Origin of the sequence: Streptomyces sp. NPDC052107 (assembly GCF_040680215.1) — a bacterium.
Taxonomy (GTDB): Bacteria; Actinomycetota; Actinomycetes; order Streptomycetales; family Streptomycetaceae; genus Streptomyces.
The window spans coordinates 61557-87346 of the sequence record NZ_JBFAWG010000011.1 but is presented as its reverse complement, the minus strand read 5'-3'; the positions used below and the strand labels follow the sequence as shown (position 1 = coordinate 87346).

Here is a 25790-nt window from a genome sequence, read left to right as displayed (position 1 = left end):
AGGGGGGATCGCGGCACGGCGGCCCAGGGGTGGGGGCCGCCGTACCGTGACGGACGTGCGGAAGGTGAGGGGGCGTCAGTCGGTCGTCAGCTCAGGACGGCGAGCGCGTCGATCTCGATGAGGAGGCCGGCCGGGAGACCGACGTAGACCGTGGTCCGGGCGGCGGGCGGCTGGGTGAGGCCCTGCTCCTCGAAGTAGGTGTTGTAGATCTCGTTCATCTCGGCGAAGTGGTCCACGTCCGTCAGATAGACGCGGATCATCATCACGTCGTCCCAGGTCGCGCCGCCCTCTTCGAGGATCGCCTTGACGTTGGCGAGGGTCTGGAGGGTCTGCTCGCGCAGGGTGGGACCGGCCGGCGTCGGGGGCTTGCCCTCCTCGGCGGGCAGGAAGCCGACCTGGCCGGCGACCTGGAGGACGTTGCCCTTCCTCACGCCGTGCGAGAACTTCGCGGGCGGGGTGGTGTGGGTCTTCGGGGTGAGGGCGGTCTTCTCGCTCATGCACGGTCCTCGTCTGTCATTCGGGGTCACCTACGGGCGTTCTTCCGGAGTACTCGCCGCTGATCGCGTCCGCGGTACGGCGGACCTGCGGGAGCAGGGTGAGGAGTTCCTCGGCGGCGACGACCACGTTCGGCGCGGACACCGACATCGCGGCGACCACGCGGCCGTCGGCGCCGCGGATGGGGGCGGCGACACAGTTGATGGACTCCTCGTGGCCACCGAGGTCGGTGGCCCAGCCCTGTTCGCGGACCTTCTCCAACTCCCGTAGGAAAGCGGGGGCGTTGGCGGTCGAACGGGGCGTGTACAGGGGGTAGTCGAGCTTGTCCGCGAGGGTGCGGCGCTCGGGCTCGGGCAGGTCGGCGAGGAGGAGTTTGGCCACGGCCGCGACGGTGATGGCGACGGGCTTGCCGATCCGCGAGTACATGCGGACCGGGTAGCGGCTGTCCACCTTGTCGATGTAGAGGACCTCGCCCTCCTCATACACGGCGAGGTGCACGGTGAGCCCGCAGGCCTCGTTCAGCCGTACGAGGTGGGGGTGGGCGATCTCGCGGATGTCGAGGTTCTCCATCGCCTCCTGGGCGAGGGCGAAGAGGCGGGCGCCGAGGCGGTAGCGCTGGTCGGACTGGCGGTAGACCAGGCCGTGTTCGTGCAGGGTGCGCAGGAGGCGGAGTGCCGTGGATTTGTGTACGCCGAGCCGGTCGGCGACCCGGCCGAGGTCGGCCGGGCCCTCCGCCAGGAGCGGCAGGATGCTCAGGGCGCGGTCTACGGTCTGACTCATGGGGTGTTCGCCTCCTCCGTGGCCCGCTCGGCCTGCGTCCAGCCGGGGGCGAGTCGAAGTCTCCCCCATGCGGTGTCGTCCAGGGCGGTCAGGCGGTCGGCGTGGCCCCGGGCGGGGGGTGTGGCCAGGTCGCCGGGGGTGGTGAGGCCGGCCGCGGCGAAGAGGTGACCGAGCCGGAGGCGCGCCCCCAGGGGGAGGTTGCGGAGCGTCCCGGAGAGGAAGCCGGCGGCGAAGGCGTCTCCGGCGCCGGTGGTTGCCACGACGTCCACGTGGAGGGCGGGTTCGAAGGCGGCCGGGTTTGTGGTGGGCCGGCACCGTTCGAACGCCGTCGCGCCCTTCCCGCCCTGCTTCACCACCAACACCCCCGGCTCCGGAAGCGCCGCTCGAATCGCCTCCGGGCCGCCGGTGATGCCCCAGGCCTCCTCCGCCTCGTCCTCGCCGACGAAGACGATGTCCGCTCGGCGGGCCAGGTGCAGCAGCGTCAGAGGTCCCTCGGCGGTGGGCCACAGGGCCGGGCGGTGGTTCACGTCGAAGGACACCAACGGGCGCCCCGGGCGGGCTGCCGTCAGCGTCCGCATCAGGGCTCCGCACTCCTGGGACAGCGCCGCCGTGATGCCCGACAGGTGCAGCACACGGCCCGCCCGCACCGCCGACAGATCCACGTTGGCCACCGACATCGCCGACGCCGCCGAGCCCGCCCGGTAGTACGCGACCTCGTGCGCGCCCGTTCCCCGGTCGCCGGCCGTGCGGAAGTAGACGCCGGTGGGGCGGTCCGGGTCGCGGGAGACGGACGTGACGTCGACGCCGTATCCGGCGATGCGCTCCACCAGGTGGTCGCCGAAGCCGTCCGCGCCGACCCGGCCGACCCAGCGGGCGGTGTGCCCGGCGGCGGCCAGCACGCAGGCCACGTTGGACTCGGCGCCGCCGATCGCACGGTCGAAGGAGGGCACGTCCGCGAGGCGGCCCGGTCGGCTGGGCAGAAAGGTGACCATGGACTCGCCGAGCGCCACGACGTCCACCATCGGAACCGTGTCGTGCGCAACGGTCGAGACGTAAGCAGCGTCGTTGATGATGACTCCTGTCCGATACCCGGGCGACGGCTTCCGTTGACCCGATGTCGGCGAGATGCTAGACACCAGTAGGCAATACATGCAATGGCCGTTGCACATTCTGCAACGATCGAGAGAGGGGCTCCATGAGCAGCAGCGAAGCGCTCACCCGGCTGGCCGAGGAACGCGTCGACCACCGCTTCAAGGGCCTCCCGCCGGACGCCGACGGCCTCACCGTCGGCGAGTTGGCCGCCCAGCGCCGCAATCTCTTCGCGGAGGCCGACGGAGGCGGCGGCTTCACCACGCCCCTCCTCGTCCTCTCCGCCGAGCGGCTCGCGCACAACCTGGCGCTCATGGAGACGTATGCCGCCCATCACGGCCTCGCCTTCGCCCCACACGGCAAGACCTCCATGGCCCCGCAGCTCTTCCAGCGCCAGATCGACCACGGCGCCTGGGGCATCACGCTGGCGGTGCCCCACCAGGTGCGCGTCGCCCGGGCGTTCGGCATCCAACGGGTCTTCCTCGCCAATGAGCTGGTCGACGCCTCGGCACTGAGGTGGATCGCCGCCGAACTCGCCGCCGACCCGGACTTCCGGTTCGTCTGCTACGTCGACTCCGTGCGCGGCGTCGAGCTGATGGACGCCGCGCTCAAGGCCTCCGCCCGGCCCCTGGACGTCGTGGTCGAGCTGGGCGCCGGAGACGGCGCGCGGACCGGCGTGCGCACGGAGGCCGAGGCCCGCGCCGTGGCCGAAGCGGTGAGCCGTACGCAGACGCTGCGGCTCGTGGGTGTCGCCGGGTACGAGGGCGAGGTCCCGCAGGCCGATCCGGAGCGGGTGGGGTCGTACTTGCGGCGGCTGGTGGCGCTCGCCGCCGACCTCGATGGGACCGGACTCCTCAAGGACGCGGGGGAGATCGTCGTGAGCGCGGGCGGCAGCGCCTGGTTCGACGCGGTGGCCGAGGTGTTCGCGGAGATCCCCGAGCTCTCCCTGCCCGTACTGAAGCTGCTGCGCTCGGGGGCGTACGTCTCGCACGACGACGGGCACTACCGCAGGCTCACCCCCTTCACCCGCGTCCCGGAGGAGGGGGCCCTGGAGCCCGCCTTCCGGCTGTGGGCGCAGGTCGTCTCCCGGCCCACCCCCGAGCAGGCCTTCGCCAACGCGGGCAAGCGCGACGCGGCCTACGACCTGGACCTGCCCATCGCCCAGGTGGTACGCCGGAACGGTGTCGAGCGCCCGGCCACCGGGATCACCGTGACCGGCCTGTCCGACCAGCACGCCTGGCTGCGCACGGAACCCGGTGCGGACGTCCGGGTGGGCGACTGGATCGGGCTCGGTCTGTCCCACCCGTGCACGTCGTTCGACAAGTGGCAGCTGATCCCGGTGGCCGAGGCCGACGGGACGGTCGTCGAGTACGTCCGCACCTTCTTCTAGAGGACATCAGGAGGCCTGGCATGGAGGACCTGGTCATCCGGGACGCCGACGTCGTGGACGGCAGCGGCGAACCGCCGTACCGGGCCGATGTGGTGATCGACGGCGGCCGGATCGTCGGAATCGTCAAGGAGGCCGCCGCGGCCGGCTGCCAGCGCCCGCGCGCCGTGCGGGAGCTGGACGCGGAGGGCCTGGTCCTCTCCCCCGGTTTCATCGACATGCACGCCCACTCCGACCTCGCCCTGCTGCGCGACCCCGACCACAGCGCGAAGGCCGCTCAGGGGGTCACGCTGGAGGTCCTCGGGCAGGACGGGCTGTCGTACGCGCCCGTCGACGACCGCACGCTTCAGGAGGTGCGGCGGGCGATCACCGGGTGGAACGGGTACGGCGACGACATCGACTTCGACTGGCGGTCGGTCGGCGAGTACCTGGACCGGCTCGACCGGGGCATCGCCGTCAACGCCGCCTATCTCATCCCCCAGGGCACGGTCCGCGCGCTCGCCGTCGGCTGGGAGGACCGCCCGGCGACCCCCGCGGAGCTGGACCGGATGCGGCAGTTGGTCGCGGAGGGGATGGAGCAGGGCGCGGTCGGGCTGTCCTCCGGGCTGACGTACACGCCCGGCATGTACGCCCCCGACACGGAACTGACCGAGCTGTGCCGGGTGGTGGCGTCGTACGGCGGCTACTACTGCCCGCACCACCGCTCCTACGGCGCCGGCGCCCTTCAGGCCTACGCCGAGATGGTCGCCCTGGCGCGGGAGGCCGGGTGTCCGCTGCATCTGGCCCACGCGACGATGAACTTCGGCGTGAACGAGGGCCGGGCGCCGGAGCTGCTCACCCTGCTGGACGAAGCGCTGGACGCCGGTGCGGACATCTCGCTGGACACCTATCCCTACACCCCCGGCTGCACCACCCTGGCCGCGCTGCTGCCGAGCTGGGCGAGCGAGGGCGGCCCGAAGGAGATCCTGGCGCGGCTCACCGACCCGGCGACGGCCGCGCGGATCCGGCACGACCTGGAGGTGACCGGCTCGGACGGCTGTCACGGCGTGCCGGTGGAGTGGGAGACGATCGAGATCTCCGGTGTCACCGACGGGATCGGCGACCCCGCGCTCGGCGACCTCGTGGGCCGTACGGTCCGGGAGGCGGCCGAACTGCGCGGCGAGGCCCCGTGGGACACCGCACGCCGGCTGCTCGTCGAGGACCGGCTCGGTACGACGATCCTCCAGCACGTCGGCCACGAGGACAACGTCCGCACGATCATGCGGCACCGCACCCACACCGGCGGCTCCGACGGCATCCTGCGGGGCGACAAGCCGCATCCGCGCGCCTACGGCACCTTCCCCCGCTATCTCGGCCACTACGTGCGGGAGTTGGGGATCCTGTCACTGGAGGAGTGCGTCGCCCACCTCACGTCCCGGCCCGCGGCCCGGCTGCGGCTGCCGGACCGGGGGCTGGTGCGCGAGGGGTACCGGGCCGACCTGGCGCTGTTCGACCCGGAGACGGTGGCGCCCGGCGCGACCTTCGCCGAGCCCCGCACGCTGCCGACCGGTATCCCGTACGTCCTGGTCGACGGGCGGTTCGTCATCGAGGACGGCAAGCGGACGGATGTGCTCGCGGGCCGGTCCGTCCGCCGCGCGAACGCCCGCTAGGACTTCGGCAGGGTGCAGCCGGCCGCGCTGAGGTTCAGCTTGTTGCCCGTGGTGAAGCAGGCGGGGATCTGGTAGGTCTCCTCGGCGTAGTTGATGCCCTGGTGGATGGTGACGTTGCCGTTCTCGTCCACCTCGCACGGGTTGTTCACCGTGCAGGTCTCGCCGTCCTCGTTGCCGGTGTTGTTGACGGCGACGACCTTGCCGGTGGTGGTGTCGATCACCGGGGAGCCCGAGGTGCCGCCGATGGTGTTGCAGGAGGACGTGTAGCGGACCGAGTCCTTCCAGGTCCAGTCGCCCTCCTTCAGCCGGTACACGAACCCGTCGATGCTGCAGCTGTAGGTCCGCTTCCAGTAGCCGGAGACGACCTTGATGGCGGTGCCGGCGGCGGGGTGGGTGTCGTTCACGGTGAGCGGGCTGATCCCGTACGCGCTCTTGATCTGCGCGTAGCTGGTGGTCAGTCGGTAGATCGTGACGTCCGTGTCCGTCATGGTCGAGTACACGACCTGGTTGGCGCGGAGGGTGGCGACCCTGCTGCCGGAGGCGTTCAGCAGGCCGAAGGTGCGGCTGGAGGACTGGCCGGTGATGACCTCGCCGGGGTCCGGGAAGCCGGTCTCCAGGCAGTGGCCGTTGGTCAGCACGAGCGCGGGGTCGCCGTCGGCCGAGTTGGGGAACCGGATGACGGAGCCGGAGCAGTTGCTGAGCGCGACGGTACCGGCGAAGTTGACGGTCACCGCGGCGGGCTTGGCGGCGGGCGTGGCGGTGTGCGGTGCGGCGACCGCGGGGGTGGCGCCCAGGCCGGCCATGGCCAGGGAGGAGAGTGCGGCAAGGAGAGGCTTGTTCATGTGGGGGTCCCCTCTGACGACTTGGGCGACCGGAGTGTTCCGGCCGCCCGCTCGTTTTGTCATGCACATCTTCAACGCACGAAGGGGACGGCAACAAGAAGCGGACTCAGGTCGTAGGGGTTTCCCTCTGCGGAGAGGCTCATGCAACTCCGCCGTAACTGCGCCGACTTGGAGTCAGCGGGCCCGGGCTGCGCCACGACATGAGCGGGCGCGCCCACGGCATCAGCGGGATGCGAAACCCCGCGGGACACACGGGCCGGCGTCCACGCCGCCGGAGGCGTACGTCGGCCTTGGCGGAGGGGCGTCCGTCAGCGCGGGCGCTTGGTGGCGCCGTGGCCGTGGCCCCGGCCGCCGGGGAAGGCGGACGTGGAGGTGGGCGGGTCGGCCGTGGTCGCGGTGGGCGTGGGAGCGCCGGCCGTCGCGGAGGTCGTGGCGGGGGCCGAGGTGGTCGGGCCGGTGCTCGCCTTCCCCTGGGACGCGCCGGCGGCCGGGGAGGCGGACGAGCGGGACGGCGAGGCCGAGGAAGCGCCGGGGGCGGCCGTCGAGGCGGCCGCGGAGCCGGCGTCCGTACCGGGGCTCGCGGTGGCGGAGTCGCCGACGACGGCGTGTGTGCCGCCGGCCGGACCGGACCCGTCCGAGGCGGGGGAATCCGAGCCGCCCGCCACGGCGGCGATCACCGCGACCGCGCCGGCCACCCCCAGCGCCCCGGCGACGGCCACCACCCGGCGGCGGCCGCCCGTGCGCCGCTCGGCGCGCCGCCGCGCGGCCCGCCCCTCCCCCTCGCCCGCCCGGGACCGGCCGACCGGCTCGGTCGGTTCGGTCGCCCCAGCCGGCGCAGTCGGCTCGCTCACCCCGGTCGGCTCGGTCAGCGGGGGCAGCGAAGGCAGCTCGCGGGTCTCGTCGTAGGCGCTCGTCCAGCCGTGGGCGGCGGCGGGGTCGGCGTACTGGTGGTACTCCGGAGCGGAGTCCGCCTGGGGCAGGTACACGTTCGGCGAGGCCGACGGCGCGGGACCGACGTCCGGCAGGGCCGCCTGCCCGGGCTCGGTGTCGTACCCGTGCGACGTTTGCCCGACCGGCTGTCCGTACGACACGTTCGGCGGTGCCTGGGGCGCTTCACCCGGTCCGCGTCTGTCGTCCGTCCCCGTCTCTCCGTGCATCCCCGCCCCACTCCGCCTCGCTGTGCGCACAAGCCACCCACTCGGGCCCGCCCCCCTGGCGACCCCGCCGTGCCGGCCCGACCCGGCGGAGCGGCACAGCATTCTAGGGACGCAAGTGGCTCCTGAGACAGCCATCGGCGATATCCGGGCAAACCGTCGTGTCTCACGTGGCGGAAAACACGACTCAAGAGGCATGTGCGGGCCGTAAGCTCACGACATGCAGGTGATCCAGTCGACCAAGCTCGCCAACGTCTGTTACGAGATCCGGGGCCCGGTTCTCGAGGAGGCCATGCGGCTTGAGGCGGCGGGACACCGCATCCTCAAGCTCAACACCGGCAACCCGGCCGCCTTCGGCTTCGAGTGCCCCCCGGAGATCCTGGAGGACATCCTCCGCAACGTCTCCACCGCGCACGGCTACGGCGACGCCAAGGGCCTGCTGGCCGCCCGCCGTGCCGTCGTCATGCACAACCAGACCATCGGCATCGAGACGGACGTCGAGCACGTCTTCATCGGCAACGGCGTCTCCGAGCTGATCGTGATGGCGATGCAGGGGCTCCTCGACGACGGCGACGAGGTCCTCGTCCCGACCCCGGACTACCCGCTGTGGACGGCGGCCGTCTCCCTCTCCGGCGGCACGGCGGTGCACTACCGCTGCGACGAGCAGTCCGACTGGATGCCCGACCTCGCCGACGTCGAGCGCAAGGTCACCGACCGCACCAAGGCCATCGTCATCATCAACCCCAACAACCCCACGGGCGCGGTGTACGACGAGGCGATGCTGAAGGGCCTGACCGACATCGCCCGCCGGCACAACCTGCTGGTCTGCTCCGACGAGATCTACGACAAGATCCTCTACGACGACGCCACCCACACCCCGACCGCGAAGATCGCCCCCGACCTGCTCACCCTCACCTTCAACGGCATGTCGAAGGCGTACCGGGTGGCCGGCTACCGGGTCGGCTGGATGTCGATCTCCGGCCCGCGCGCCCACGCCGACTCCTACATCGAGGGCCTGACGATCCTGGCGAACATGCGGCTGTGCGCCAACATGCCGGGGCAGCACGGGGTGGTCGCAGCGCTCAGCGGACGACAGTCGATCAAGGACCTGGTGCTGCCGGGCGGGCGGCTGAAGGAGCAGCTGGACACGGCGTACGAGCTGCTGACGCAGATCCCGGGCGTGAGCTGCGTCCGCCCCAGGGGCGCGCTGTATCTCTTCCCGCGCCTCGACCCCCAGGTCTTCAAGATCAAGGACGACCGGCAGATGGTCCTGGACCTGCTGCGCCAGGAGAAGATCATGGTCGTCCAGGGCACGGGCTTCAACTGGCCCGAGCCGGATCACTTCCGGGTGGTGACCCTGCCGTCGGTCGGCGATCTCCGAGACGCGGTCAGCCGGATCGGGAACTTCCTGGACGGATACAGCCAGCCGTAGCCGACGGACTCCATTCCGTGACCCGGCTCAACTTTAGACGAAATCCAAGCTAGGATGGTTTCCTGTCAGCGCACAGGAGGCCATCCCCCATGTACGAACCGATCCGCACCAAGTCGGTCCACAGCACGCTGGCCGGCACCGCCTCCGACTTCCCCCACCGGTCACGCGAGGAGGAGCTGGACATCCAGCTCGCCGGACACCTCGCGGCCCTGCTCGCCGTCACGGACGAGCTGCGGGCGCTCGCGCCCTCCGCCGACCTGGACCTGGCGGCCGAACGGCTCGCCGAGCAGGTGGCCCGGCTGCGGAGCGGACGAACGCCGGCCCGCGCAACCGGCACCGCACCCGAGCCCCGGCTGGCGGCCCTGCACGAGCGGGCCCACACCCTCGCCGGTCGCGCCCTCGTCGTCGCGGCCTCCCGCGCCGATACGGCGGCGGCGATCCTGTCCGCCGAACGCATGGACGCCCACACCGCCGCACTGGCCGACCCGAAGGAACTCAGCGCGGCCCACTGACCCCTCCCCCGGGGTCCCCTCGACGGCCCCGGTCCGCGTGCACCCGCAGCGACGCGCGGACCGGGCGCCATCTTTCGTGCGCGCGACGCGTACATTCGGGTGGACTACGCACCCCAAGTGGCCGCCAAAAGGCGGCCGCACCACCACTGCCTCGTAACGTCGATGGAAATGACGGTGGTTCGGACTCCGACACCCCATCGTCCCTCACTATTCCACGAGATATGACAAAGTGAAACGTAGGCAATTGTTGGTGGGGCTCTTCACTGCGGCTGCAGTTGCCACCGGAGTGACATCGTGGGCCATTCATTCGTACTCGGCAGCGCCTCCGGATTCCAAGGCCCCGTCATCAGCGGACCAGAACCTGCAGGATGCCGATATCCTTTTGCAGGCCGGCATTGCGCAGCAGGAGAATCACGACGTCCAAGGGGCCGACCGTACCTACCGGCGCGTCCTGAAGCTGGACCCGCGGAACAAGTACGCCTGGTACAACCTGGGAGTCATGGCGCACCAGGCCGGCAGGGCGGCCGATGCCCGTGCGGACTACGACCACGCCCTGAAGATCGACCCGGTGTTCACGTCGGCTCTCTTCAACGAGGCGCTTCTGCTGGAGTCGAGCGATCCCGACCAGGCCGGCGAACTCCTGAAGCGTGTCATCGCCGGCAAACCCAAGGCGGGCACGGCACATCTGCACCTCGGAAGAATCCGAGCGCGGCAGAACCGTGCCAAGGACGCCGCGGACGAGTTCCGTCGTGCGATCGCCGCCGATCCCTCACTGCGTTCCCAAGTGCCGGCGGAATTCCGATGATTCCCGGCTCCCCAACCCTCTCACCGACATCGAGCCAAGCAGGGAGCAACAGATGACGTCGACCGCGACACCGAGGTTCTCCGTCTTCACCCCCAGCCACCGGCCCCGTTTCCTCGATGAGTGCCTGGCAACCCTGCAGGCACAGACCTGTTCGGACTGGGAGTGGATCGTCCTGCTCAACAACGGCGCCCGGTGGCGGCCGGAGCGGCCCGACGACCGCGTCCGCATCGAGATCGCGGACAACGTGGACGGCGTGGGGGCTGCGAAACGCAGGGCCTGTGAACTGGCACGCGGCGAGATCCTCGTGGAACTCGACCACGACGACCTGATGGCGAAGTCGTGCCTGGAGGAACTCGGCAAGGCGTTCGACGAAAATCCCGACGCTGTCTTCGTCTACAGCAACACCGCGCAGATCGCCGAGGACGGGGGGCGGGACGACAGCCGTTTCGACGAGACGTTCGGCTGGCAGTACGAGGAGGTGAACGTCGACGGCCGCAAGCTGCTGCAGGTCGTCTCCCTCGCGCCGACGCCGCACAACGTCGCCTACATCTGGTACGCACCCAACCACGTGCGGGCGTTCCGCAAGAAGAGCTACGAGAAGGCCGGCGGGTACGATGCCGAGCGTACGGTTCTGGACGACCAGGACCTGATGTGCCGCCTCTTCCACCTCGGCGACTTCCACCACATCAACCGCTGCCTCTACCTCCAGCGGGTCCACCCCGACAACACCCAGCGCGACCCGGAGATCAACGCGCACATCCAGCGCGAGACGGTCGCCCTGTACGACAAGTACATCGAGGCCAACGCCCTCGCATGGACCTACCGGCGCGGACTGATCGCGTTGGATCTCGGCGCGGCCCACCGGAAACCGCCGGGCTACGTCGGCGTGGACCAGCGGCCGGGAGACGGTGTCGACATCGTCGCGACCCTGCCCGGGAAGCTGGACCTGCCCGACGGCTCCGTCGGCCTGATGCGGGCGGTGAACTTCCTCGAGTACGTGCCCGGGAAGGTGCCGCTGATCAACGAGCTGTACCGGCTGCTGGCGCCCGGCGGCATGCTCCTCACCATGACGCCGAGCTCCGACGGCCGCGGCGCCTACCAGGACCCGACGCACGTCGCCTACTACAACGAGAACTCGTTCTGGTACTACACGGACGACCAGTACCGCACCTTCGTGCCGGACCTGGAGGCCCGGTTCCAGTCGTCGCGGCTGGTCACCTACTTCCCCAGCGAGTGGCACTCCCAGAACGACATCTCGTACGTGGTCGCGAACCTCATCGCGATGAAGGACGGCGCCGCGCGATGCGGCGGAAAGCTGCTCGTCTAGGCCGCCCGAGACAGTAGGCGCCCGGTGGACCGTGAGGTTCCACCGGGCGCCTACGACGTCTGCGGGCCGGACTCACACCGCTTCAGACGCCGACGCGTTGCTTCGCCGCGACGAGTTGCCTCGAGCGCAGGTGGCGTCGTGAGAGCTCCAGATTCTGGAGCACGCGGTCACGATGTTCGGCAGGCAACTTGTTCCCCATCAGCAGGCGTTCACAGCAGTTCTCCGCTTCCTCGTACTCCCCCACCCAGTAGGCGGACACTCCGAGTTCGTCGAGTGCGCGCCAGTCGTACCAGTCGGACTCGACGAACAGGTGGTCGTTCCTCGGATACGGGAGGCTCGCCGCCTGCCGGGCGAACAGGTGGGCGAGCGGCCAGCGCTGCCCGTTGAGGCGGCACCAGCGCGCGAGCTCACCCAGTGCTTCGGCGCGTGTGGGACGGATCTCGTGCGCACCGAGGTAGCGGTCCATCACCTCGGCCGGCGGCCGCTCCAGCTTTTCGGCCGACTGTGCGGCGAACAGGCGGGAGCAGAAGACCTCCTCGTCCCAGCCGCCCATACCCGCCCGGCGGTCGTAGGCTTCGATCGCCTTGTCGAACTCACCGACGCCGCGCCAGCACTGAGCCAGGTAGAACACATAGCGCTCGTTGCCGGGCTCCTTGATCAGGCCCTGCTGGAGGATCTCGACATCTCCCAGATACTTCTCCCGCGGGCTCTTTCCCCTGCTGCGTCCCCCGCCGCCCACGACGACGATGGTGGCGCCTTCCAGGTTCCCGAGGCTGTACCGCGAACCGCAGTCGAGTTACTCGTGCAGGACACCGACGTACCGCCACGGCAGCCGGGTCGAGACCAGGGCGCGGCGCCGGTGGATGTAGCGCCCGCTTCTGATGTTGAGTCGGTAGGCGTCGAGAGTCAGCTCGGGCATGCTCGAGCCGGGCGCCACCTCCATCATGTCGTCGGCGTCCGTGAAGAGCAGGTAGTCCGCGCCGGCACGAGCGAGTTCGATCGCCTCGGCGCGGCTGCCGTCGAACCCCTTCCAAGGCCGTTCGTACAGTTCGCCGGGCAAGTCGCTGTAGACGTCGCGGATGACGTCCTGCGTGCCGTCGGTCGAGCCGGTGTCCACGATGACCCAGGTGTCGATCAGGGGCCGTACGGATTCGAGGCAACGCCGGATCACCGGGGCCTCGTCCTTGACGATCATGTTGAGACAGACCGTTGACTTCACGGGTCCCATCCAATCCAGCCGATGAAATCCATGCAAAGAGGCTGGGCCGCAGCCATTTCTCAGGACTCGTGCATTCGAGTGGTCTGAACACCCCTGGCGCCTGCCGCACGACGGCACCATCGGGGACGCCTCGTAACGTCGGTGCCGACGACCTGAGACAGGCGAACTCCATCCGTCCGCCACCTTCCACGAAAAGTGACCAAGTGAAACGTACGAAATTGTGGGCAGGGCTCGTCGCGGCCGCGACGGTTGCCACCGGGGTGACCGTCTGGGCTCTGTCCCTGTCGACCGTGCCGTCGGAATCCAAGCCCGCGTCCGTGACCCGGACCACCGAGCAGACAAACGCACTGTTGCGGTCCGCACTTCAGCGCCAGACGCAGCAGGACTCCCCCGGGGCTGCCCAGGACTACCGGCATGTGCTGGAACTGGACCCCACGAACAAGCAAGCCTGGTACGGCCTCGGCGTGATCGAGCAGCAGAACGGCAGGACGGCGAATGCCCGTGCAGCGTACGAGAAGGCTCTGGAGACCGATCCGAAATTCATGTCCGCGCTCTACAGCGAGGCGTTTCTGCTGAGGTCGAGCGATCCCGACCGGGCCATTAAGCTCCTGAAGCGTGCCGTTGCCGCCGATCCGAAGGGCACCACGATCCAGATGCAACTGGGTAACCTCCTGGCCGGGCAGCACCGCAAGGACGAGGCCGAGGATGCTTTCCGTCATGCGGTCGCGGTCGACCACAGGCTCCTTTCCCAAGTACCGGAAGAGTACCGGGATTCTGTGAGCCGCTGAGTGCCTGGCGGCGCGGACGACGCCCCGGAAGGCGCCCGCGGACCCGTCTGGTTCCGCAGAACGCCTCCTACGCGTGGCAGGCGCTCGCACGCGCCGCGGCGGCCAGCTGGGCAAACCCGGGATCCGTCAGAGCGGCCGTCAGCTGGTCGTCCCATGGGGAAAGGGGCTCTAGGCCGGCTCGCAGCCAGTTGCCGTGGTCGAGGACACCGAACGCCGGACGGGTGGCCGGACGCGGGAACTTGTCCGAGCCGACCGGGCGGATCCGCTCGGGATCGAGACCGCTGAGCCGGAAGGTCTCACGCGCCAGGCCGCACCATGTGGTGCGGCCTGCCGCCGTCCCGTGGTAGATGCCGGCCGGTGCCCGTCCGGTCAGCGCGGCGCGGCCGAGGGCGGCCAGCTGCCGGGCGAGCGCCCGGGACCAGGTCGGCTGACCGTGCTGGTCGGCCACCACGTCCAAGGTTTCGCGCCGAGCGGCGAGTTCGAGCATGGTGGCCACGAAGTTCGGGCCGTGCGCGCCGTAGAGCCAGGCGGTGCGCACGATGTAGCCGGTACGCGGGAGCAGTTCGACGACCGCCCGCTCCCCCGCCAGTTTGCTTCGCCCGTATGCGTTGACGGGCCCCGTCGGCGCGTCTTCCGGGTACGGGCGGCGGGCGTCGCCCGGAAACACGTAGTCGCTGGAGATGTGCAGCAGAATGGCGCCGGCGTCTGCACACGCGTGGCCGAGGTGGCGGACACCCGTGCCGTTCACGGCCGTGGCCGCCGCCTCGGACCGCTCCGCGCCGTCGACGTCCGTCCATGCGGCACAGTTGACGACCACTCGGTGACCGGCGACGGCGGCGCGTACGGCGGCCCGGTCGGTGATGTCTAGCTGCTCCCGGCCCAGTCCCGTGACCCCGGCATCCGGGTCGGTGGCGAGTTCGGCCAGCACGTCCTGGCCGAGGAGCCCCCGGGCGCCGGTCACCAGCCAGTTGGTGCTCATTGCAGTGCGGCCCTCTCCTTCAGCGGCTCCCACCAGGCGCGGTGCTCCCGGTACCAGGCGACCGTGGCGGCAAGGCCCTCGTTGAAGGCCACCTGTGGGGCGTAGCCGAGCTCTTCGCGGATCTTGCTGTCGTCCAGCGAGTAGCGCAGGTCGTGGCCCTTGCGGTCGGCCACGTACTCGACCCTGTTCCAGTCCGCGCCGACCGCGTCCAGCAACAGGCCGGTGAGCTTGTGGTTGGTCAGTTCGGTCCCGCCACCGATGTGGTAGATCTCTCCGGCCCGGCCGCCGTGCAGGACCAGGTCGATGCCCCGGCAGTGGTCGGAGACGTGCAGCCAGTCGCGCAGGTTGCGGCCGTCTCCGTACAGGGGGACCGTTTTCCCGTCGAGCAGGTTGGTGATGAAGAGCGGGATGACCTTCTCGGGGAACTGGTACGGCCCGTAGTTGTTGGTGCAGCGGGTGACGACCACGTCCAGGCCGTGGGTGCGGTGGTAGGCGAGCGCCAGCAGGTCGGAGCCGGCTTTCGACGCGGAGTACGGGGAGTTCGGCGCCAGAGGCCACCCCTCGGTCCATGCGCCTTCGCTGATCGAGCCGTAAACCTCGTCGGTGGATACATGGACGAAGCGGCCGATGCCGTGCCGGTGGGCCGCGTCCAGGAGCACCTGCGTGCCCATCACATTGGTGCGGACGAACGGACCGGCCCCGTCGATCGACCGGTCCACGTGCGACTCGGCGGCGAAATGGACCACGGCGTCCTGGCCCGCCATCACCTGGTCGACCACGTCCGGGTCGCAGATGTCGCCTCGGACGAAGGTGTACCACGGGTGTTCCGCCACCGATGCCAGATTTTCCTCGACCCCCGAGTAGGCGAGTTTGTCGAGGACGGTGATCCGCGCTCCCGGATCCGATTCCATCCGTCGGCGAACGTATTCCGAACCGATGAATCCGGCACCGCCGGTCACAAGGACGCGCATAACTCTCCGATTTTTTTCCTGCTGCCCGACGTTTCAACGCCGGGGCTTCCCATCCGATGCCAGGTCGCGGGCGCGGACACCATGCGGACGGTGCCCCCGAGGCCGAAGCCTCGGGGGCACCGTCGTTCATTCCCAGGAGAAGCAGGCGGCCGGTGCCGCACTGCCGCTCGCATGGGAGTTACTAGGCCACGTCGGCACACACCACGTAGGCGATGGTCGTGTTGGACGCCCCCGGGGGGAGGGTGAGGGCGCCGCCCGGAGTGGCAACCTGCCACCCGATGGGGAAGCTTCCATCAGCGGCGGGGATGGGCCTGCTGGTCGCGGTGTTGGCGCCACCGCCGCTGAATCCACCGCCGGTGGCGACGTCGCCGGGGTCGCAAAAGACAGTGACCTCCTTCTTGGGCTCAGTGAAGGAGTCAGTCCTGACGTACGTCTTGATGCCGCCAGGACCCTGAGCGCCTTGGGCACCCTGCGCGCCCTGCGCGCCCTGAGCACCCTGCGCGCCCTGCGCGCCCTGAGCACCCTGCGGGCCCTGGACACCCTTGCCCTGAGCACCCTGAGCACCCTGAGCACCCTGCGCGCCCTGAGCACCCTGCGCGCCCTGAGCACCCTGCGGGCCCTGGACACCCTTGCCCTGAGCACCCTGCGGACCCTGCGGACCCTGCGGACCCTGCGGACCCTGCGGACCCTGCTTACCGTGCTTACCCCGCGGGCCCTGCGGACCCTGCGGACCCTGCGGACCCTGCGGACCCTGCGGGCCCTGCGGACCCCGCTTGCCGGGCTTGCCGTCATGGCCGTCATGGCCGTCATGGCCGTCATGGCCGCCATGGCCCCGGCCGCCCCAGCCGCCAGCCATGTCTTCGTTCGTGCTGCTGGACGCCGCCTGGGGCAAAGAGCCCGACCGGTGGATTGCGTCGGCGATGGCCACCGGGCTCTGCCCAACATTGAGCGCCACCGCGAGAGCGCCCGCGGACATGAGCGTGGCGGACCTCAGGCGTGAACTTCGGATCGTTCTACGGTTCAAGAGAACCTTCCTCAGTAACTGGGAGTCAGACCGCAAGCGCGCGCACCGGGTGCGCTTTCCGCATGCGCGTCACGTCGCCTCTGGCTACGGACAAATCCATTCTTAAACTCGCGGCAACTGAAGGGTTACGGGTCACACCGCGACTTGCGCCAAGATCACCCGTGCGGCCTCAAAAAACCTGTTCCCTCCGTGCCTTCCTCGCGGATTCCTTTGACGAGCCCTCTGCGATACGCGATGCAGTCCTCGAAGGACGGCAGCAGGCCCAGTCGCCCCGCTTCCTCCAGCGTTGGCGCAGCGGCGTCCTTGCCGGAAAGGCGAGGTGCGAGTTCCCCGGGCCAGGAGATGGCCAAATCGGGGTCCAGCGGGTTGATCCCGTATTCGCGGTGCGGCGCGTATCCTTCTGAACAGAGGTAGATGACGGTCGAATTATCCTCCAGAGCCATGAAGCCATGGCCCAGGCCTTCCGAGACATAGACGCAACGGTGCGTCGCGTCGTCGAGCCTGACCGCTTCCCATTTCCCGAAGCTCGGAGAACCGGTGCGGATGTCGACCACCACGTCGAGGACGGCGCCGCTGACACAGGTGACGAACTTGGCCTGGCCCGGTGGAACCGATGCGTAGTGGATGCCGCGGAGAGTGCCGAGAACGGAGCGCGAGTAGTTGGCCTGCTCGAGTCGGAATCCCTGGCCGGTGGAATCAAGAAACCGTTCCCCCTTGAACCACTCATGGAATCTGCCCCTGGTGTCCGTGAACACCTCGGGCGCGTCCACCCAGGCCCCTTCGATGCCAAGTGGCTCCATGTGAATACTCCTTTTCACCTCGCGACCGGCTCAGGGTCGGCCGAGCGATTCCTCGTAGTGCGATCCGCTGCTTCTCTGGGGCAGGACGACATGCCGGTAGTCCTCCAGCAGCCCCAGCAGATAGTGGCCGTATCCGCTCTTGAGCAGGGGCTGGGCCAGTTCCCGGAGCCGGTCGTCATCGATCAGGCCGGCACGCCACACCGCTTCCTCCACGCACCCCACCTTGAAGCCCTGGCGCTCCTCGATCACCCGGACGAACTCCGACGCCTGCATCATGGAAGTGAAGGTCCCGGTGTCCAGCCATGCGGTGCCGCGGTCCAGCCGGGTGACCTGCAGCGTCCCGGCTTCCAGATAGGCACGGTTGAGGTCGGAGATCTCCAACTCGCCTCGGGCGCTGGGCCGCAGACTGCGGGCGATTTCCACGACATGATGGTCGTAGAAGTAAAGGCCGGGCACGGCGTAGCGGGACTTCGGCCGGGCCGGTTTCTCTTCGATGGACAGTGCCCGGCCCGCCTCGTCGAACTCCACCACGCCGTAGGCCGAGGGGTTTGCGACCTGGTAGGCGAACACCCTCCCGCCCTTGAGTTCGTCGTCGTGGCGGGCAAGCCGGGTACCGAGGCCACTCCCGTAGAAGATGTTGTCGCCCAGGATCAGGGCCACCGATTCGTCGCCGATGAAGTCGGCGCCCAAAAGGAAGGCCTGGGCGATTCCCTCCGGACACTCCTGCGCCATGTACTCAAGCCGCAGGCCGAGTTGACGACCGTCGCCGAGCAAGCGGCGGAATTGGTGCTGGTCTTCGGGCGTGGTGAGGACAAGGATTTCACGCACACCGGCCATCACCAGTGTGGAAAGCGGGTAATAGACCATCGGTTTGTCGAAAACCGGCAGCAGTTGCTTCGATACCGAGCGGGTCAGTGGCCACAGTCGCGAGCCGGTACCCCCGGCCAGGAGAATTCCGCGCATGGCAGCACCATAGGTGGATTGCCTATCGGTGCCACCTTTAGACGCGACGGACGGCCGTACACGGCGAAAAGCGGGGGACCGGCCGGTCGGCCATTCGGTGGATTCTCGGCACACGGGAGTTCGTTCGAGTCCGAATGCCGCATGCTGCTGGCATCTTGATGGCCGCAAGTCTCCGTTTCCCAAGGGGGATCCCGATGCAAGCACCGCTCGTCAACGGCGCGACAGTTCCGGCGCAACAACAGACTCATGGCAAAACGGCACTGGCCGAACCACCACGCAAAGGCCGCTTCGACGGCACATGGTGGGTCTGGGCCATGGCGGGAGCGCTGTTCGTGATGTACGCGGCGGTGTCACTGCGACTCCACCAGCACATGCTCACGAGCAGCTACGACCTGGGAATCTTCCAACAGGTCGTCCGCTCGTACGCGGAAGGACACCTGCCGGTCTCCGAGGTGAAGGGCCAGGACTTTCCCGTCCTGGGGGATCACTTCTCCCCGATCCTGGCGCTCGTGGCACCCTTCTACCGGGTGTGGCAACGAGCGGAAACACTCCTCGCCGTACAGGCCGCACTCCTCGCCGTGAGCGTCGTCCCGCTGGCTCTCTGGGCGCGCCGGGCCCTGGGCTCCCTGGCCGGCGCGGCGATCGGTGCCTGCTACGGGCTCTCCTGGGGAATCGCGAGTGCGGTCGGCTACGACTTCCACGAAGTGGCATTCGCCGCTCCGCTCTTGGCACTCTCGCTGACCGCCCTCGGGAACGGCCGGCTGACCGCCGCGGCATGCTGGGCCCTACCCCTGTTGCTCGTGAAGGAGGACCTCGGGCTCACGGTTCTCGTCATCGGCCTCGTCATCGCCCGGCGAGGCAACCGCAGGCTCGGAACGCTCACGGCTGTGGCCGGCCTTGCCGGGACTGCGCTGGCCCTGTTCGTGGTCCTGCCGGCCTTCAACCCCGGCGGATCCTTCGCCTATTGGTCCCTGCTGCAGGATCCCGCCGCAGGCGGCCAGGGGGCGGCCGAGGGCAGTGCGGGCGGTCTGCTGGATGTGCTCCACCAGGGCACGATCGGTCTCCTCACCCCCCTGCCCAAGGTGACGACCTTCGTCCTCGTGCTGGCTCCCACCCTGTTCCTGGCGATGCGGTCGCCCCTGCTGTGGGTGGCCCTGCCCACGCTGGTGTGGCGCTTCGCGTCGAGCAACAGCCTGCACTGGGGGACCAGCTTCCACTACTCGCTCGTCCTGATGCCGATCGTCTTCGCGGCCTTCGTCGACGCCCTGGTGCGACGCGGGACGAGCGGACGCGGCCTGCGCCGCTACCTCGCGGGCTCCGCCGCGATCACCCTCGTGATCCTTCCGAGCTTCCCCCTGTTCCAGCTCGCCCAGCCCGAGACCTGGCGAACCGACTCTCGCATCACCGTCGCCCGTCGTCTGATCGCCATGATCCCCGACGGCGTCACGGTCCAGGCGTCCGACCATCTGGTACCCCAGCTCGCCGACCGCACGAGCGTCGGCCTCTACGGCTCCCCCGGCAGCCGTCCCGATCCCCAGTGGATCATGGTGGACACCGAGGTGCCGGACGAACAGCGAGGGTGGCCGGGCCAGCCGCTCAGCGTCGAGGCGGAGCAGCAGAGCTTGACAGCCAACCTCGGCAACGGATACGACCTGGTGGCCTTGCAGGACGGCTACATGCTGCTGCACCGTCGGACGACGACGAGGGGCTCGTACCAGCCCCCGACTACCCCCTGACCCTCTACGGCGGCACGGCCGCGCACTACCGCTGCGACGAGCAGTCCGACTGGATGCCGGACCTCGCCGACGTCGAGCGCGAGGTCACCGACCGCACCAAGGCCATCGTCATCATCAACCCCAACAACCCCACGGGCGCGGTGTACGACGAGGCGATGCTGAAGGGCTCAACCGACATCGCCCGCCGGCACAACCTGCTGGTCCGCTCCGACGAGATCTACGACAAGATCCTCTAGCCGCAATCCAAGCCAGAATGGCTTCCTGTCAGCGCACAGGGGGCCGTCCCCATGTACGAACCCGCTCGATCAGCAGCGGATCCGAGGAGATCCTGAAGTCCTCCGTGCGCCACGGCTGCAGACCGAAGGCCCGCCGGATCCGCAGCACGCTCGTCGGCGAGATCCCCACCCTCCTGGCCAGCTCCCGCTTCGACCAGTGCGTGGCACCCTCCGGGACCTGTTCCAGGGTGCGCACCACCACCTCCACCACCTGGGCATCGGTGATGGTGCGCGGCACCCCGGGCCGAGGTTCGTCGCTCAGGCCGTCGAGCCGGTCACGCTGGAACCTGGTCCGCCAGCGGCGCACGGTCCCCCCATCGGCGTCCAGCCGCGCGGCCACCGCGGTATTGCTGAGCCCGTCGGCACACGCCGACACAATTCGGGCCCGCTTCGCCAGGTCCTGCGCAGTCGTCCGGCGCTTGGCCCACCCCTGCAACGTCCGCCGCTCGGCATCGGATAACACGACGGTTCCTCAGGACCAGGTCACTGGCCCAGGCGCTCCACCAGCGCGTGGTACTGGTCCCACAGCTCCTTCGGGGTGTGGTCGCCGAAGGTGTTGAGGTGCTCGGGGACGAGCGCGGCCTCCTCGCGCCAGATGTCCTTGTCGACCGTGAGCAGGAAGTCCAGGTCGGACTCGGACAGTTCCAGGCCCTTGGTGTCCAGCGCGCCCTTGGCGGGCAACACGCCGATCGGGGTCTCGACGCCCTCGGCCTTGCCCTCCAGGCGCTCCACGATCCACTTCAGGACACGGGAGTTCTCGCCGAAGCCGGGCCAGACGAACTTGCCCTCGTCGTTCTTGCGGAACCAGTTGACGTAGTAGATCTTCGGCAGCTTGGATTGGTCCTTGTCCTTGGCCACGTCGATCCAGTGGGCCATGTAGTCGCCCATGTTGTAGCCGCAGAACGGCAGCATCGCGAACGGGTCGCGGCGCAGCTCGCCGACCTTGCCCTCGGCGGCGGCGGTCTTCTCGGAGGCCACGTTGGCACCGAGGAAGACGCCGTGGTCCCAGTCGAAGGACTCCGTCACCAGCGGCACCGCGGAGGCGCGGCGGCCACCGAAGAGGATCGCCGAGATCGGCACGCCCTTGGGGTCCTCCCACTCCGGCGCGATGATCGGGCACTGCGCGGCGGGGGTGGTGAAGCGGGCGTTGGGGTGCGCGGCGGGCTCGGCGGAGTCCGGGGTCCAGTCGCGGCCCTTCCAGTCCGTCAGGTGGGCCGGGGTCTCCTCCGTCATGCCCTCCCACCACACGTCGCCGTCGTCGGTGAGGGCGACGTTGGTGAAGACCGAGTTGCCCCACAGGGTCTTCATCGCGTTGGCGTTGGTGTGCTCACCGGTGCCGGGCGCGACGCCGAAGAAGCCGGCCTCGGGGTTGATCGCGTACAGGCGGCCGTCCTCGCCGAAGCGCATCCAGGCGATGTCGTCACCGATGGTCTCCACGGTCCAGCCGGAGATCGTCGGCTCCAGCATGGCGAGGTTGGTCTTGCCACAGGCGCTCGGGAAGGCGGCGGCGACGTACTTGGACTCGCCCTGCGGCGGTGTGAGCTTGAGGATCAGCATGTGCTCGGCCAGCCAGCCCTCGTCACGCGCCATGACGGAGGCGATACGCAGCGCGTAGCACTTCTTGCCGAGCAGGGCGTTGCCGCCGTAGCCGGAGCCGTAGGACCAGATCTCGCGGCCCTCGGGGAAGTGCGAGATGTACTTGGTGGAGTTGCATGGCCACGGAACGTCCTCCTGGCCCTCCTCCAGCGGGGCGCCGAGGGAGTGGACGGCCTTCACGAAGAAGCCGCTGTCGCCGAGCTGGTCCAGGACTGCCTGGCCCATGCGCGTCATCGTGCGCATGGAGGCCGCGACGTAGGCGGAGTCGGTGATCTCCACGCCGATCGCGGACAGCGGGGAGCCGAGCGGGCCCATGCAGAACGGGACGACGTACATGGTGCGCCCACGCATGGAGCCGCGGAACAGGCCTTTCTCGCCGCTGAAGATCTCCCGCATCTCGGCGGGGGCCTTCCAGTGGTTGGTCGGGCCCGCGTCCTCCTCCTTCTCGGAGCAGATGAAGGTGCGGTCCTCGACGCGCGCGACGTCGGTCGGGTCGGAGGCCGCGTAGTAGGAGTTGGGGCGCTTGATCGGATCGAGCTTCTTGAAGGTGCCCTTGGCCACGAGCTCTTCGCAGAGCCGCTCGTACTCCGCCTCGGAGCCGTCACACCAGACCACGCTGTCCGGCTGCGTCAGTTCGGCGATCTCGTTGACCCACGAGATCAGTTCCTGATGGGTGGTGGGAACGCTGGAAGCCGAGATGTCGCGCGCCACGGTTGCTCCTAAGTGAGGGATTTTGTCCTTGTGGCCCCGTGGGGGCTGCGACCCGGACGCTTCTGATGCTCATCCGGTGCCGACCGCACTCATATGATCATCCGTCGTCCCTGCGCATCTGTCCAGGGGACCTCACAAGTGAGCGACGTGAGGAAGGCCACGGTTTCCAGGCCCGTTTACGTTTCCTTTACGTCCAGGTTTGGGTCACCTGAAGGTCTTTTTGCGTTCGATCGACCAAGACCCGCGCTGACACCCGACTTACGGTGCCGTAGGTACCATGCCCCGCATGACTGCGTCCGCTCCCGACGCGCCCACGGAGACGCCGGCCGACGGCCGTGGTCCCGTCGCGCTCTCCCTGCCGCATCCGGTCAAGCCCAGGCTCCGCGGCTGGCTGCACCTGGGCATGTTTCCGGCCGTACTCATCGCGGGCCTCGTGCTCACCGCCCTCGCCGACTCCACCAGAGGCCGCATAGCCTGCGGGATCTACGTCCTCACGGCCTGCCTGCTCTTCGGCGTCAGCGCGCTGTACCACCGGGGCAACTGGAGCCCGCGGATGGACGGCGTCCTGCGCCGCCTGGATCACGCCAACATCTTCCTGATCATCGCGGGCACCTACACCCCGCTGACCCTGCTGCTCCTGCCCGGAGCCAAGGGCCAGTGGCTGCTGTGGGGCATCTGGGCCGCCGCCGCGGCCGGGATAGTCTTCCGGGTCTTCTGGGTGGGCGCCCCGCGCTGGCTCTACACGCCCTGCTACATCGCGATGGGCTGGGCGGCCGTGTTCTTCCTGCCCGACTTCCTGCGCACCGGCGGCATCGCGGTCCTGGTCCTGGTGGTCGTCGGCGGTCTGCTCTACAGCGCCGGCGGCGTGGTCTACGGCATCAAGCGTCCGAACCCGTCACCGCGCTGGTTCGGCTTCCACGAGGTCTTCCACTCCTTCACCCTCGCCGCGTTCGTCGTCCACTACGTCGGCATCTCGCTGGTGGCCTACCAGCACGCATAGGCCCTCCTCCCGCCTTCCGGCCACGGCTCACCAGCCGTGGCCGTTTGGTTTGCCTGGGACTACCTGAAAGCAGGCTCCCGTTGACAGTAAACAGATTTTGAGAGTTTCCCTCATTTAATGGCGACTGTCACTCACCCGGCGAAACGCGGCGTGCTCCCCGCCGCTGGTGGGCCCTCGGGGCCCTGGTCGCGAGCATGCTGGTGCTCGCCTTCGACTCGACGATCCTCAACGTGGCCCTGCCCACCATGGCCGCACAGCTCGACGCCACCACCGGGCAGCAGCTGGGGGTGCCCCAGGCATTTAGCACTGGGGGAGGATGAGCGACGCGTACGTCGTCGTCCTCGCCGCGCCGATGCTCCCTCCGGGCCTGCTCGGCGACCGGTTCGGCCGGCGCCGGATGCTCGTCACCGGACTCGCCGTCTTCCTCGCGGGCTCGGTGCTCGGCTCCCTGGCCGGCGATGTGAACGCCGTGATCGCCGCCCGCGCGGTGCTCGGCATCGGCGCCGCGCTGATCATGCCTCTGTCCCTGTCCGTGCTGCCCTCGGCAGCCTCCTCGCAAGCGCCTTCCGGGGCCGGCTCGACGTGGCGGGGCTGCCGGGCCCGGTGGCACACAACGCCAGGGAGTCCGTGGTCGCCGCGCATGTGGTGGCCGCGCACACCGACTCGGCTCGCCTCGCGGCCTCCGCGAACAGCGCGTACGTCCATGGGATGACCGTGGTGCTGCCGGCGTGCGGGATCGCCTCCCTGGTGGCGGCCCTGCTCGCGGCGCTGCTGAACACCCCGGTGGTACGGCCCACCGGTCGAGAGGACGCCCCGGCCATGGCCGCCCCCGGGGCGGATGCCGGAGAATGACCGCATGACGGCCGCACGTTCCCCCCTCTCCTCCGCCGACCGCCCGCAGCTGGGGCTGCGCGAGCGCAAGAAGATCAAGACCAGGGAGGCGATCCGCGCGGCGACCTACGCCCTCGTCCGGGAACAGGGCTACGACGCCACGACGATCGACCAGATCGCCGAGCGGGCCGAGGTGTCGCCGTCGACCGTCTTCCGCTACTTCCCGACCAAGGAGGACATCGTCCTCACGGACGAGTACGACCCGGTCATCCTGGAGGAGATCAGGGCGCGGCCAGCCGACGAACCCTGGTCCGAGACCATCCGGTACGTCCTGCACCGGGCGGTCGAGCTCGGCGTGAACGACGACCTCGCGGTGTCCCGGCTGCGCACCCACCTCATGGTCCAGGTCCCCGCGGTGCGCTCACGGATGACGGAGAGCATGTCGGCCACCGGCCGCATGCTCTGCGAGGCCATCGGCGAGCGCACCGGCCGCGACCCCGACAGCCTGGAGGTCCGGGTCTACGCCATGTCCCTGATCGGCGGCCTGATGGAGACCTCGATGTACTGGGCGGAGAACGACCACCGGGACGACTTCACGGTCCTGGTCGACCGCGCCCTGGACGTCATGGAGCACGGCCTGGCGAACGAAAAGCACTGAGGTCCGAGCGGACTCCCGTGCGATCCTGGCACCGTGAACCGACCCGAGATCCACGTCGAAGTCGCCCCCGCGCTCCACCTGTTCGTACCGCACGCCCGGCGGGCCGGTGCCACGCCCCTGGCCACGGACGGCGTCTCGACGCTCGGCCATGTCATCGAGTCCCTCGGCGTCCCGCTGACCGAGGTCGGCGCGCTGGTCGTGGACGGCCGCGAGGTTCCGGCGTCGCACATCCCGAAGGCCGGCGAGACGGTGAACGTACGGCCCGTCGACCGCCCCCAGCGGGTCCCCGGCGCCCCGCTCCGCTTCCTCCTCGACGTGCACCTCGGCACACTCGCCCGCCGCATGCGCCTGCTCGGCGTGGACACGGCGTACGAGTCGACGGACATCGGCGACGCTGCCCTCGCCACGCGCTCGGCGACCGAGAAACGGGTCATGCTCAGCCGCGACCGGGGTCTGCTGCGCCGCCGCGAACTCTGGGCCGGCGCCTTCGTCTACAGCACCCGCCCCGACGACCAGCTGCACGACGTCCTCGACCGCTTCGCCCCGGACCTGAACCCCTGGACCCGCTGCACCGCCTGCAACGGCCTGCTCGCGGAAGCCACCAAGGAAGAGGTCGCCGACCAGCTCGAACACGGCACCCAGCGGTCGTACGACGTCTTCGCCCAGTGCACGGAGTGCGGCCGCGTGTACTGGAAGGGCGCGCACCACGAACAGCTGGAGGCAGTCGTGGAGCGGGCGTTGAGCTCGCGTACCCAGGGGGATTGAGT

At 69.3% G+C, this 25790-nt stretch carries 26 protein-coding genes and 2 pseudogenes; 15 read left to right on the top strand and 13 right to left on the bottom strand.

All coding sequences use genetic code 11. From position 1 onward, the window contains the following. Nucleotides 1-86 precede the first annotated feature (86 nt). From AB0M27_RS15060 to AB0M27_RS15050, 3 genes are read right to left on the bottom strand one after another with little or no spacing between them, the layout of a single operon-like run. Entirely contained in the window at nt 87-497 is a 411-nt protein-coding gene (locus AB0M27_RS15060; RefSeq protein WP_365721669.1) for a RidA family protein, read from the bottom strand. Nucleotides 498-513: 16 nt separating this feature from the next. Beyond that, a complete protein-coding gene (locus AB0M27_RS15055) occupies nt 514-1275 on the bottom strand; it encodes an IclR family transcriptional regulator (protein WP_365721667.1) in 762 nt (253 codons plus the stop codon). Further along, nucleotides 1272-2297 carry a sugar kinase gene (locus tag AB0M27_RS15050; protein ID WP_365721665.1) on the bottom strand — a complete coding sequence of 342 codons (1026 nt, stop codon included), beginning with the start codon at nt 2295-2297 and terminating at the stop codon, nt 1272-1274. Before AB0M27_RS15050 ends, AB0M27_RS15055 begins: the two co-directional genes overlap by 4 nt. A gap of 173 nt (nt 2298-2470) precedes the next feature. Here AB0M27_RS15050 and AB0M27_RS15045 point away from each other — a divergent pair, with 173 nt between their 5' ends. Together AB0M27_RS15045 and AB0M27_RS15040 are read left to right on the top strand one after the other, a co-directional pair. Further along, the gene (locus AB0M27_RS15045; RefSeq protein ID WP_365721663.1) at nt 2471-3754 is read left to right on the top strand and encodes an amino acid deaminase; all 1284 of its coding nucleotides are present in this window, start codon (nt 2471-2473) and stop codon (nt 3752-3754) included. A gap of 20 nt (nt 3755-3774) precedes the next feature. Then, nucleotides 3775-5400, top strand: a complete 1626-nt coding sequence (locus AB0M27_RS15040; protein ID WP_365721661.1) for a D-aminoacylase — start codon at nt 3775-3777, stop codon at nt 5398-5400. Here AB0M27_RS15040 and AB0M27_RS15035 read toward each other — a convergent pair. Together AB0M27_RS15035 and AB0M27_RS15030 are read right to left on the bottom strand one after the other, a co-directional pair. Further along, entirely contained in the window at nt 5397-6242 is an 846-nt protein-coding gene (locus AB0M27_RS15035; RefSeq protein WP_365721659.1) for a serine protease, read from the bottom strand. The genes AB0M27_RS15040 and AB0M27_RS15035 overlap by 4 nt on opposite strands. 308 nt (nt 6243-6550) lie before the next feature. Further along, nucleotides 6551-7399, bottom strand: coding sequence for a hypothetical protein (locus tag AB0M27_RS15030; RefSeq protein WP_365721657.1), 849 nt, complete (start codon nt 7397-7399; stop codon nt 6551-6553). A 217-nt stretch (nt 7400-7616) separates the two neighbouring features. Between AB0M27_RS15030 and AB0M27_RS15025 the strand changes: the two genes are divergently transcribed. The 4 genes from AB0M27_RS15025 (at nt 7617) to AB0M27_RS15010 (ending at nt 11472) form a co-directional block, all read left to right on the top strand. Next, nucleotides 7617-8828 (top strand): pyridoxal phosphate-dependent aminotransferase, encoded by a 1212-nt coding sequence (locus tag AB0M27_RS15025; protein ID WP_365721655.1) that lies wholly within the window; start codon nt 7617-7619, stop codon nt 8826-8828. Between the two features lie 89 nt (nt 8829-8917). Next, on the top strand, nt 8918-9340 hold the full coding sequence (locus AB0M27_RS15020; protein WP_365721653.1) for a hypothetical protein: 423 nt from the start codon (nt 8918-8920) through the stop codon (nt 9338-9340). 250 nt (nt 9341-9590) lie between these two features. Beyond that, the gene (locus AB0M27_RS15015; RefSeq protein ID WP_365721651.1) at nt 9591-10145 is read left to right on the top strand and encodes a tetratricopeptide repeat protein; all 555 of its coding nucleotides are present in this window, start codon (nt 9591-9593) and stop codon (nt 10143-10145) included. A gap of 52 nt (nt 10146-10197) precedes the next feature. Continuing rightward, nucleotides 10198-11472: a glycosyltransferase gene (locus tag AB0M27_RS15010; protein WP_365721649.1), complete on the top strand. Its 1275-nt coding sequence runs from the start codon at nt 10198-10200 to the stop codon at nt 11470-11472. A gap of 82 nt (nt 11473-11554) precedes the next feature. Here AB0M27_RS15010 and AB0M27_RS15005 read toward each other — a convergent pair whose 3' ends face one another. Further along, nucleotides 11555-12211, bottom strand: a complete 657-nt coding sequence (locus AB0M27_RS15005; RefSeq protein ID WP_365721647.1) for a hypothetical protein — start codon at nt 12209-12211, stop codon at nt 11555-11557. A gap of 57 nt (nt 12212-12268) precedes the next feature. Then, nucleotides 12269-12691: a glycosyltransferase gene (locus AB0M27_RS15000; protein WP_365721645.1), complete on the bottom strand. Its 423-nt coding sequence runs from the start codon at nt 12689-12691 to the stop codon at nt 12269-12271. Between the two features lie 203 nt (nt 12692-12894). Here AB0M27_RS15000 and AB0M27_RS14995 point away from each other — a divergent pair, with 203 nt between their 5' ends. Continuing rightward, nucleotides 12895-13479: a tetratricopeptide repeat protein gene (locus AB0M27_RS14995; RefSeq protein WP_365721643.1), complete on the top strand. Its 585-nt coding sequence runs from the start codon at nt 12895-12897 to the stop codon at nt 13477-13479. 67 nt (nt 13480-13546) lie between these two features. On the opposite strand, the gene rfbD is transcribed toward AB0M27_RS14995, so the two are convergent. Further along, a complete protein-coding gene (gene rfbD / locus AB0M27_RS14990; RefSeq protein WP_365721641.1) occupies nt 13547-14458 on the bottom strand; it encodes a dTDP-4-dehydrorhamnose reductase in 912 nt (303 codons plus the stop codon). Next, the gene (gene rfbB, locus AB0M27_RS14985; protein WP_365721639.1) at nt 14455-15429 is read right to left on the bottom strand and encodes a dTDP-glucose 4,6-dehydratase; all 975 of its coding nucleotides are present in this window, start codon (nt 15427-15429) and stop codon (nt 14455-14457) included. The genes rfbD and rfbB overlap by 4 nt, the downstream gene beginning before the upstream one ends. Before the next feature lie 460 nt (nt 15430-15889). On the opposite strand from rfbB, the gene AB0M27_RS14980 reads away from it, so the two are divergent. Then, a complete protein-coding gene (locus AB0M27_RS14980) occupies nt 15890-16429 on the top strand; it encodes a hypothetical protein (protein WP_365721637.1) in 540 nt (179 codons plus the stop codon). A gap of 179 nt (nt 16430-16608) precedes the next feature. On the opposite strand, the gene rfbC is transcribed toward AB0M27_RS14980, so the two are convergent. Next, nucleotides 16609-17253 carry a dTDP-4-dehydrorhamnose 3,5-epimerase gene (gene rfbC / locus AB0M27_RS14975; protein WP_365721635.1) on the bottom strand — a complete coding sequence of 215 codons (645 nt, stop codon included), beginning with the start codon at nt 17251-17253 and terminating at the stop codon, nt 16609-16611. A 30-nt stretch (nt 17254-17283) separates the two neighbouring features. Beyond that, the gene (gene rfbA / locus AB0M27_RS14970) at nt 17284-18216 is read right to left on the bottom strand and encodes a glucose-1-phosphate thymidylyltransferase RfbA (RefSeq protein ID WP_365721940.1); all 933 of its coding nucleotides are present in this window, start codon (nt 18214-18216) and stop codon (nt 17284-17286) included. A gap of 314 nt (nt 18217-18530) precedes the next feature. On the opposite strand from rfbA, the gene AB0M27_RS14965 reads away from it, so the two are divergent. Beyond that, on the top strand, nt 18531-19952 hold the full coding sequence (locus AB0M27_RS14965) for a DUF2079 domain-containing protein (protein WP_365721633.1): 1422 nt from the start codon (nt 18531-18533) through the stop codon (nt 19950-19952). Then, nucleotides 19910-20185, top strand: a pseudogene (locus tag AB0M27_RS14960) (aminotransferase class I/II-fold pyridoxal phosphate-dependent enzyme); the annotation flags it as partial. The gene AB0M27_RS14965 and the pseudogene AB0M27_RS14960, both read left to right, overlap by 43 nt. Nucleotides 20186-20216: 31 nt before the next feature. On the opposite strand, the gene AB0M27_RS14955 reads toward AB0M27_RS14960, so the two are convergent. Next, entirely contained in the window at nt 20217-20690 is a 474-nt protein-coding gene (locus tag AB0M27_RS14955) for a helix-turn-helix domain-containing protein (RefSeq protein ID WP_365721631.1), read from the bottom strand. Nucleotides 20691-20710: 20 nt separating this feature from the next. Next, a complete protein-coding gene (locus AB0M27_RS14950) occupies nt 20711-22534 on the bottom strand; it encodes a phosphoenolpyruvate carboxykinase (GTP) (protein WP_365721629.1) in 1824 nt (607 codons plus the stop codon). Nucleotides 22535-22820: 286 nt separating this feature from the next. Here AB0M27_RS14950 and AB0M27_RS14945 point away from each other — a divergent pair, with 286 nt between their 5' ends. The 5 genes and pseudogenes from AB0M27_RS14945 (at nt 22821) to AB0M27_RS14925 (ending at nt 25788) form a co-directional block, all read left to right on the top strand. Then, nucleotides 22821-23534, top strand: a complete 714-nt coding sequence (locus AB0M27_RS14945) for a hemolysin III family protein (protein ID WP_365721627.1) — start codon at nt 22821-22823, stop codon at nt 23532-23534. A gap of 194 nt (nt 23535-23728) precedes the next feature. Next, a pseudogene (locus tag AB0M27_RS14940) lies at nt 23729-24078 on the top strand (MFS transporter); the annotation flags it as partial. Nucleotides 24079-24242: 164 nt separating this feature from the next. Then, entirely contained in the window at nt 24243-24386 is a 144-nt protein-coding gene (locus AB0M27_RS14935; RefSeq protein WP_365721625.1) for a hypothetical protein, read from the top strand. 4 nt (nt 24387-24390) lie between these two features. Beyond that, nucleotides 24391-25023: a TetR family transcriptional regulator gene (locus AB0M27_RS14930; RefSeq protein WP_365721623.1), complete on the top strand. Its 633-nt coding sequence runs from the start codon at nt 24391-24393 to the stop codon at nt 25021-25023. 33 nt (nt 25024-25056) lie between these two features. Next, nucleotides 25057-25788, top strand: coding sequence for a Mut7-C RNAse domain-containing protein (locus AB0M27_RS14925; protein WP_365721621.1), 732 nt, complete (start codon nt 25057-25059; stop codon nt 25786-25788). Nucleotides 25789-25790: the final 2 nt, after the last annotated feature.

Coding starts and splice junctions, on each gene's coding strand:
- AB0M27_RS15025 (WP_365721655.1), top strand. CDS start 7,617: ATGCAGGTGATCCAGTCGACCAAGCTCGCCAACGTCTGTTACGAGATC.
- AB0M27_RS14945 (WP_365721627.1), top strand. CDS start 22,821: ATGACTGCGTCCGCTCCCGACGCGCCCACGGAGACGCCGGCCGACGGC.
- AB0M27_RS15035 (WP_365721659.1), bottom strand. CDS start 6,242: ATGAACAAGCCTCTCCTTGCCGCACTCTCCTCCCTGGCCATGGCCGGC.
- AB0M27_RS15055 (WP_365721667.1), bottom strand. CDS start 1,275: ATGAGTCAGACCGTAGACCGCGCCCTGAGCATCCTGCCGCTCCTGGCG.
- AB0M27_RS14965 (WP_365721633.1), top strand. CDS start 18,531: ATGGCGGGAGCGCTGTTCGTGATGTACGCGGCGGTGTCACTGCGACTC.
- AB0M27_RS15050 (WP_365721665.1), bottom strand. CDS start 2,297: ATGGTGGACGTCGTGGCGCTCGGCGAGTCCATGGTCACCTTTCTGCCC.
- AB0M27_RS15020 (WP_365721653.1), top strand. CDS start 8,918: ATGTACGAACCGATCCGCACCAAGTCGGTCCACAGCACGCTGGCCGGC.
- AB0M27_RS14935 (WP_365721625.1), top strand. CDS start 24,243: ATGACCGTGGTGCTGCCGGCGTGCGGGATCGCCTCCCTGGTGGCGGCC.
- AB0M27_RS14930 (WP_365721623.1), top strand. CDS start 24,391: ATGACGGCCGCACGTTCCCCCCTCTCCTCCGCCGACCGCCCGCAGCTG.
- rfbA (WP_365721940.1), bottom strand. CDS start 18,216: ATGCGCGGAATTCTCCTGGCCGGGGGTACCGGCTCGCGACTGTGGCCA.
- AB0M27_RS15010 (WP_365721649.1), top strand. CDS start 10,198: ATGACGTCGACCGCGACACCGAGGTTCTCCGTCTTCACCCCCAGCCAC.
- AB0M27_RS15040 (WP_365721661.1), top strand. CDS start 3,775: ATGGAGGACCTGGTCATCCGGGACGCCGACGTCGTGGACGGCAGCGGC.
- AB0M27_RS15045 (WP_365721663.1), top strand. CDS start 2,471: ATGAGCAGCAGCGAAGCGCTCACCCGGCTGGCCGAGGAACGCGTCGAC.
- AB0M27_RS15060 (WP_365721669.1), bottom strand. CDS start 497: ATGAGCGAGAAGACCGCCCTCACCCCGAAGACCCACACCACCCCGCCC.
- rfbB (WP_365721639.1), bottom strand. CDS start 15,429: ATGCGCGTCCTTGTGACCGGCGGTGCCGGATTCATCGGTTCGGAATAC.
- rfbD (WP_365721641.1), bottom strand. CDS start 14,458: ATGAGCACCAACTGGCTGGTGACCGGCGCCCGGGGGCTCCTCGGCCAG.
- rfbC (WP_365721635.1), bottom strand. CDS start 17,253: ATGGAGCCACTTGGCATCGAAGGGGCCTGGGTGGACGCGCCCGAGGTG.
- AB0M27_RS15030 (WP_365721657.1), bottom strand. CDS start 7,399: ATGCACGGAGAGACGGGGACGGACGACAGACGCGGACCGGGTGAAGCG.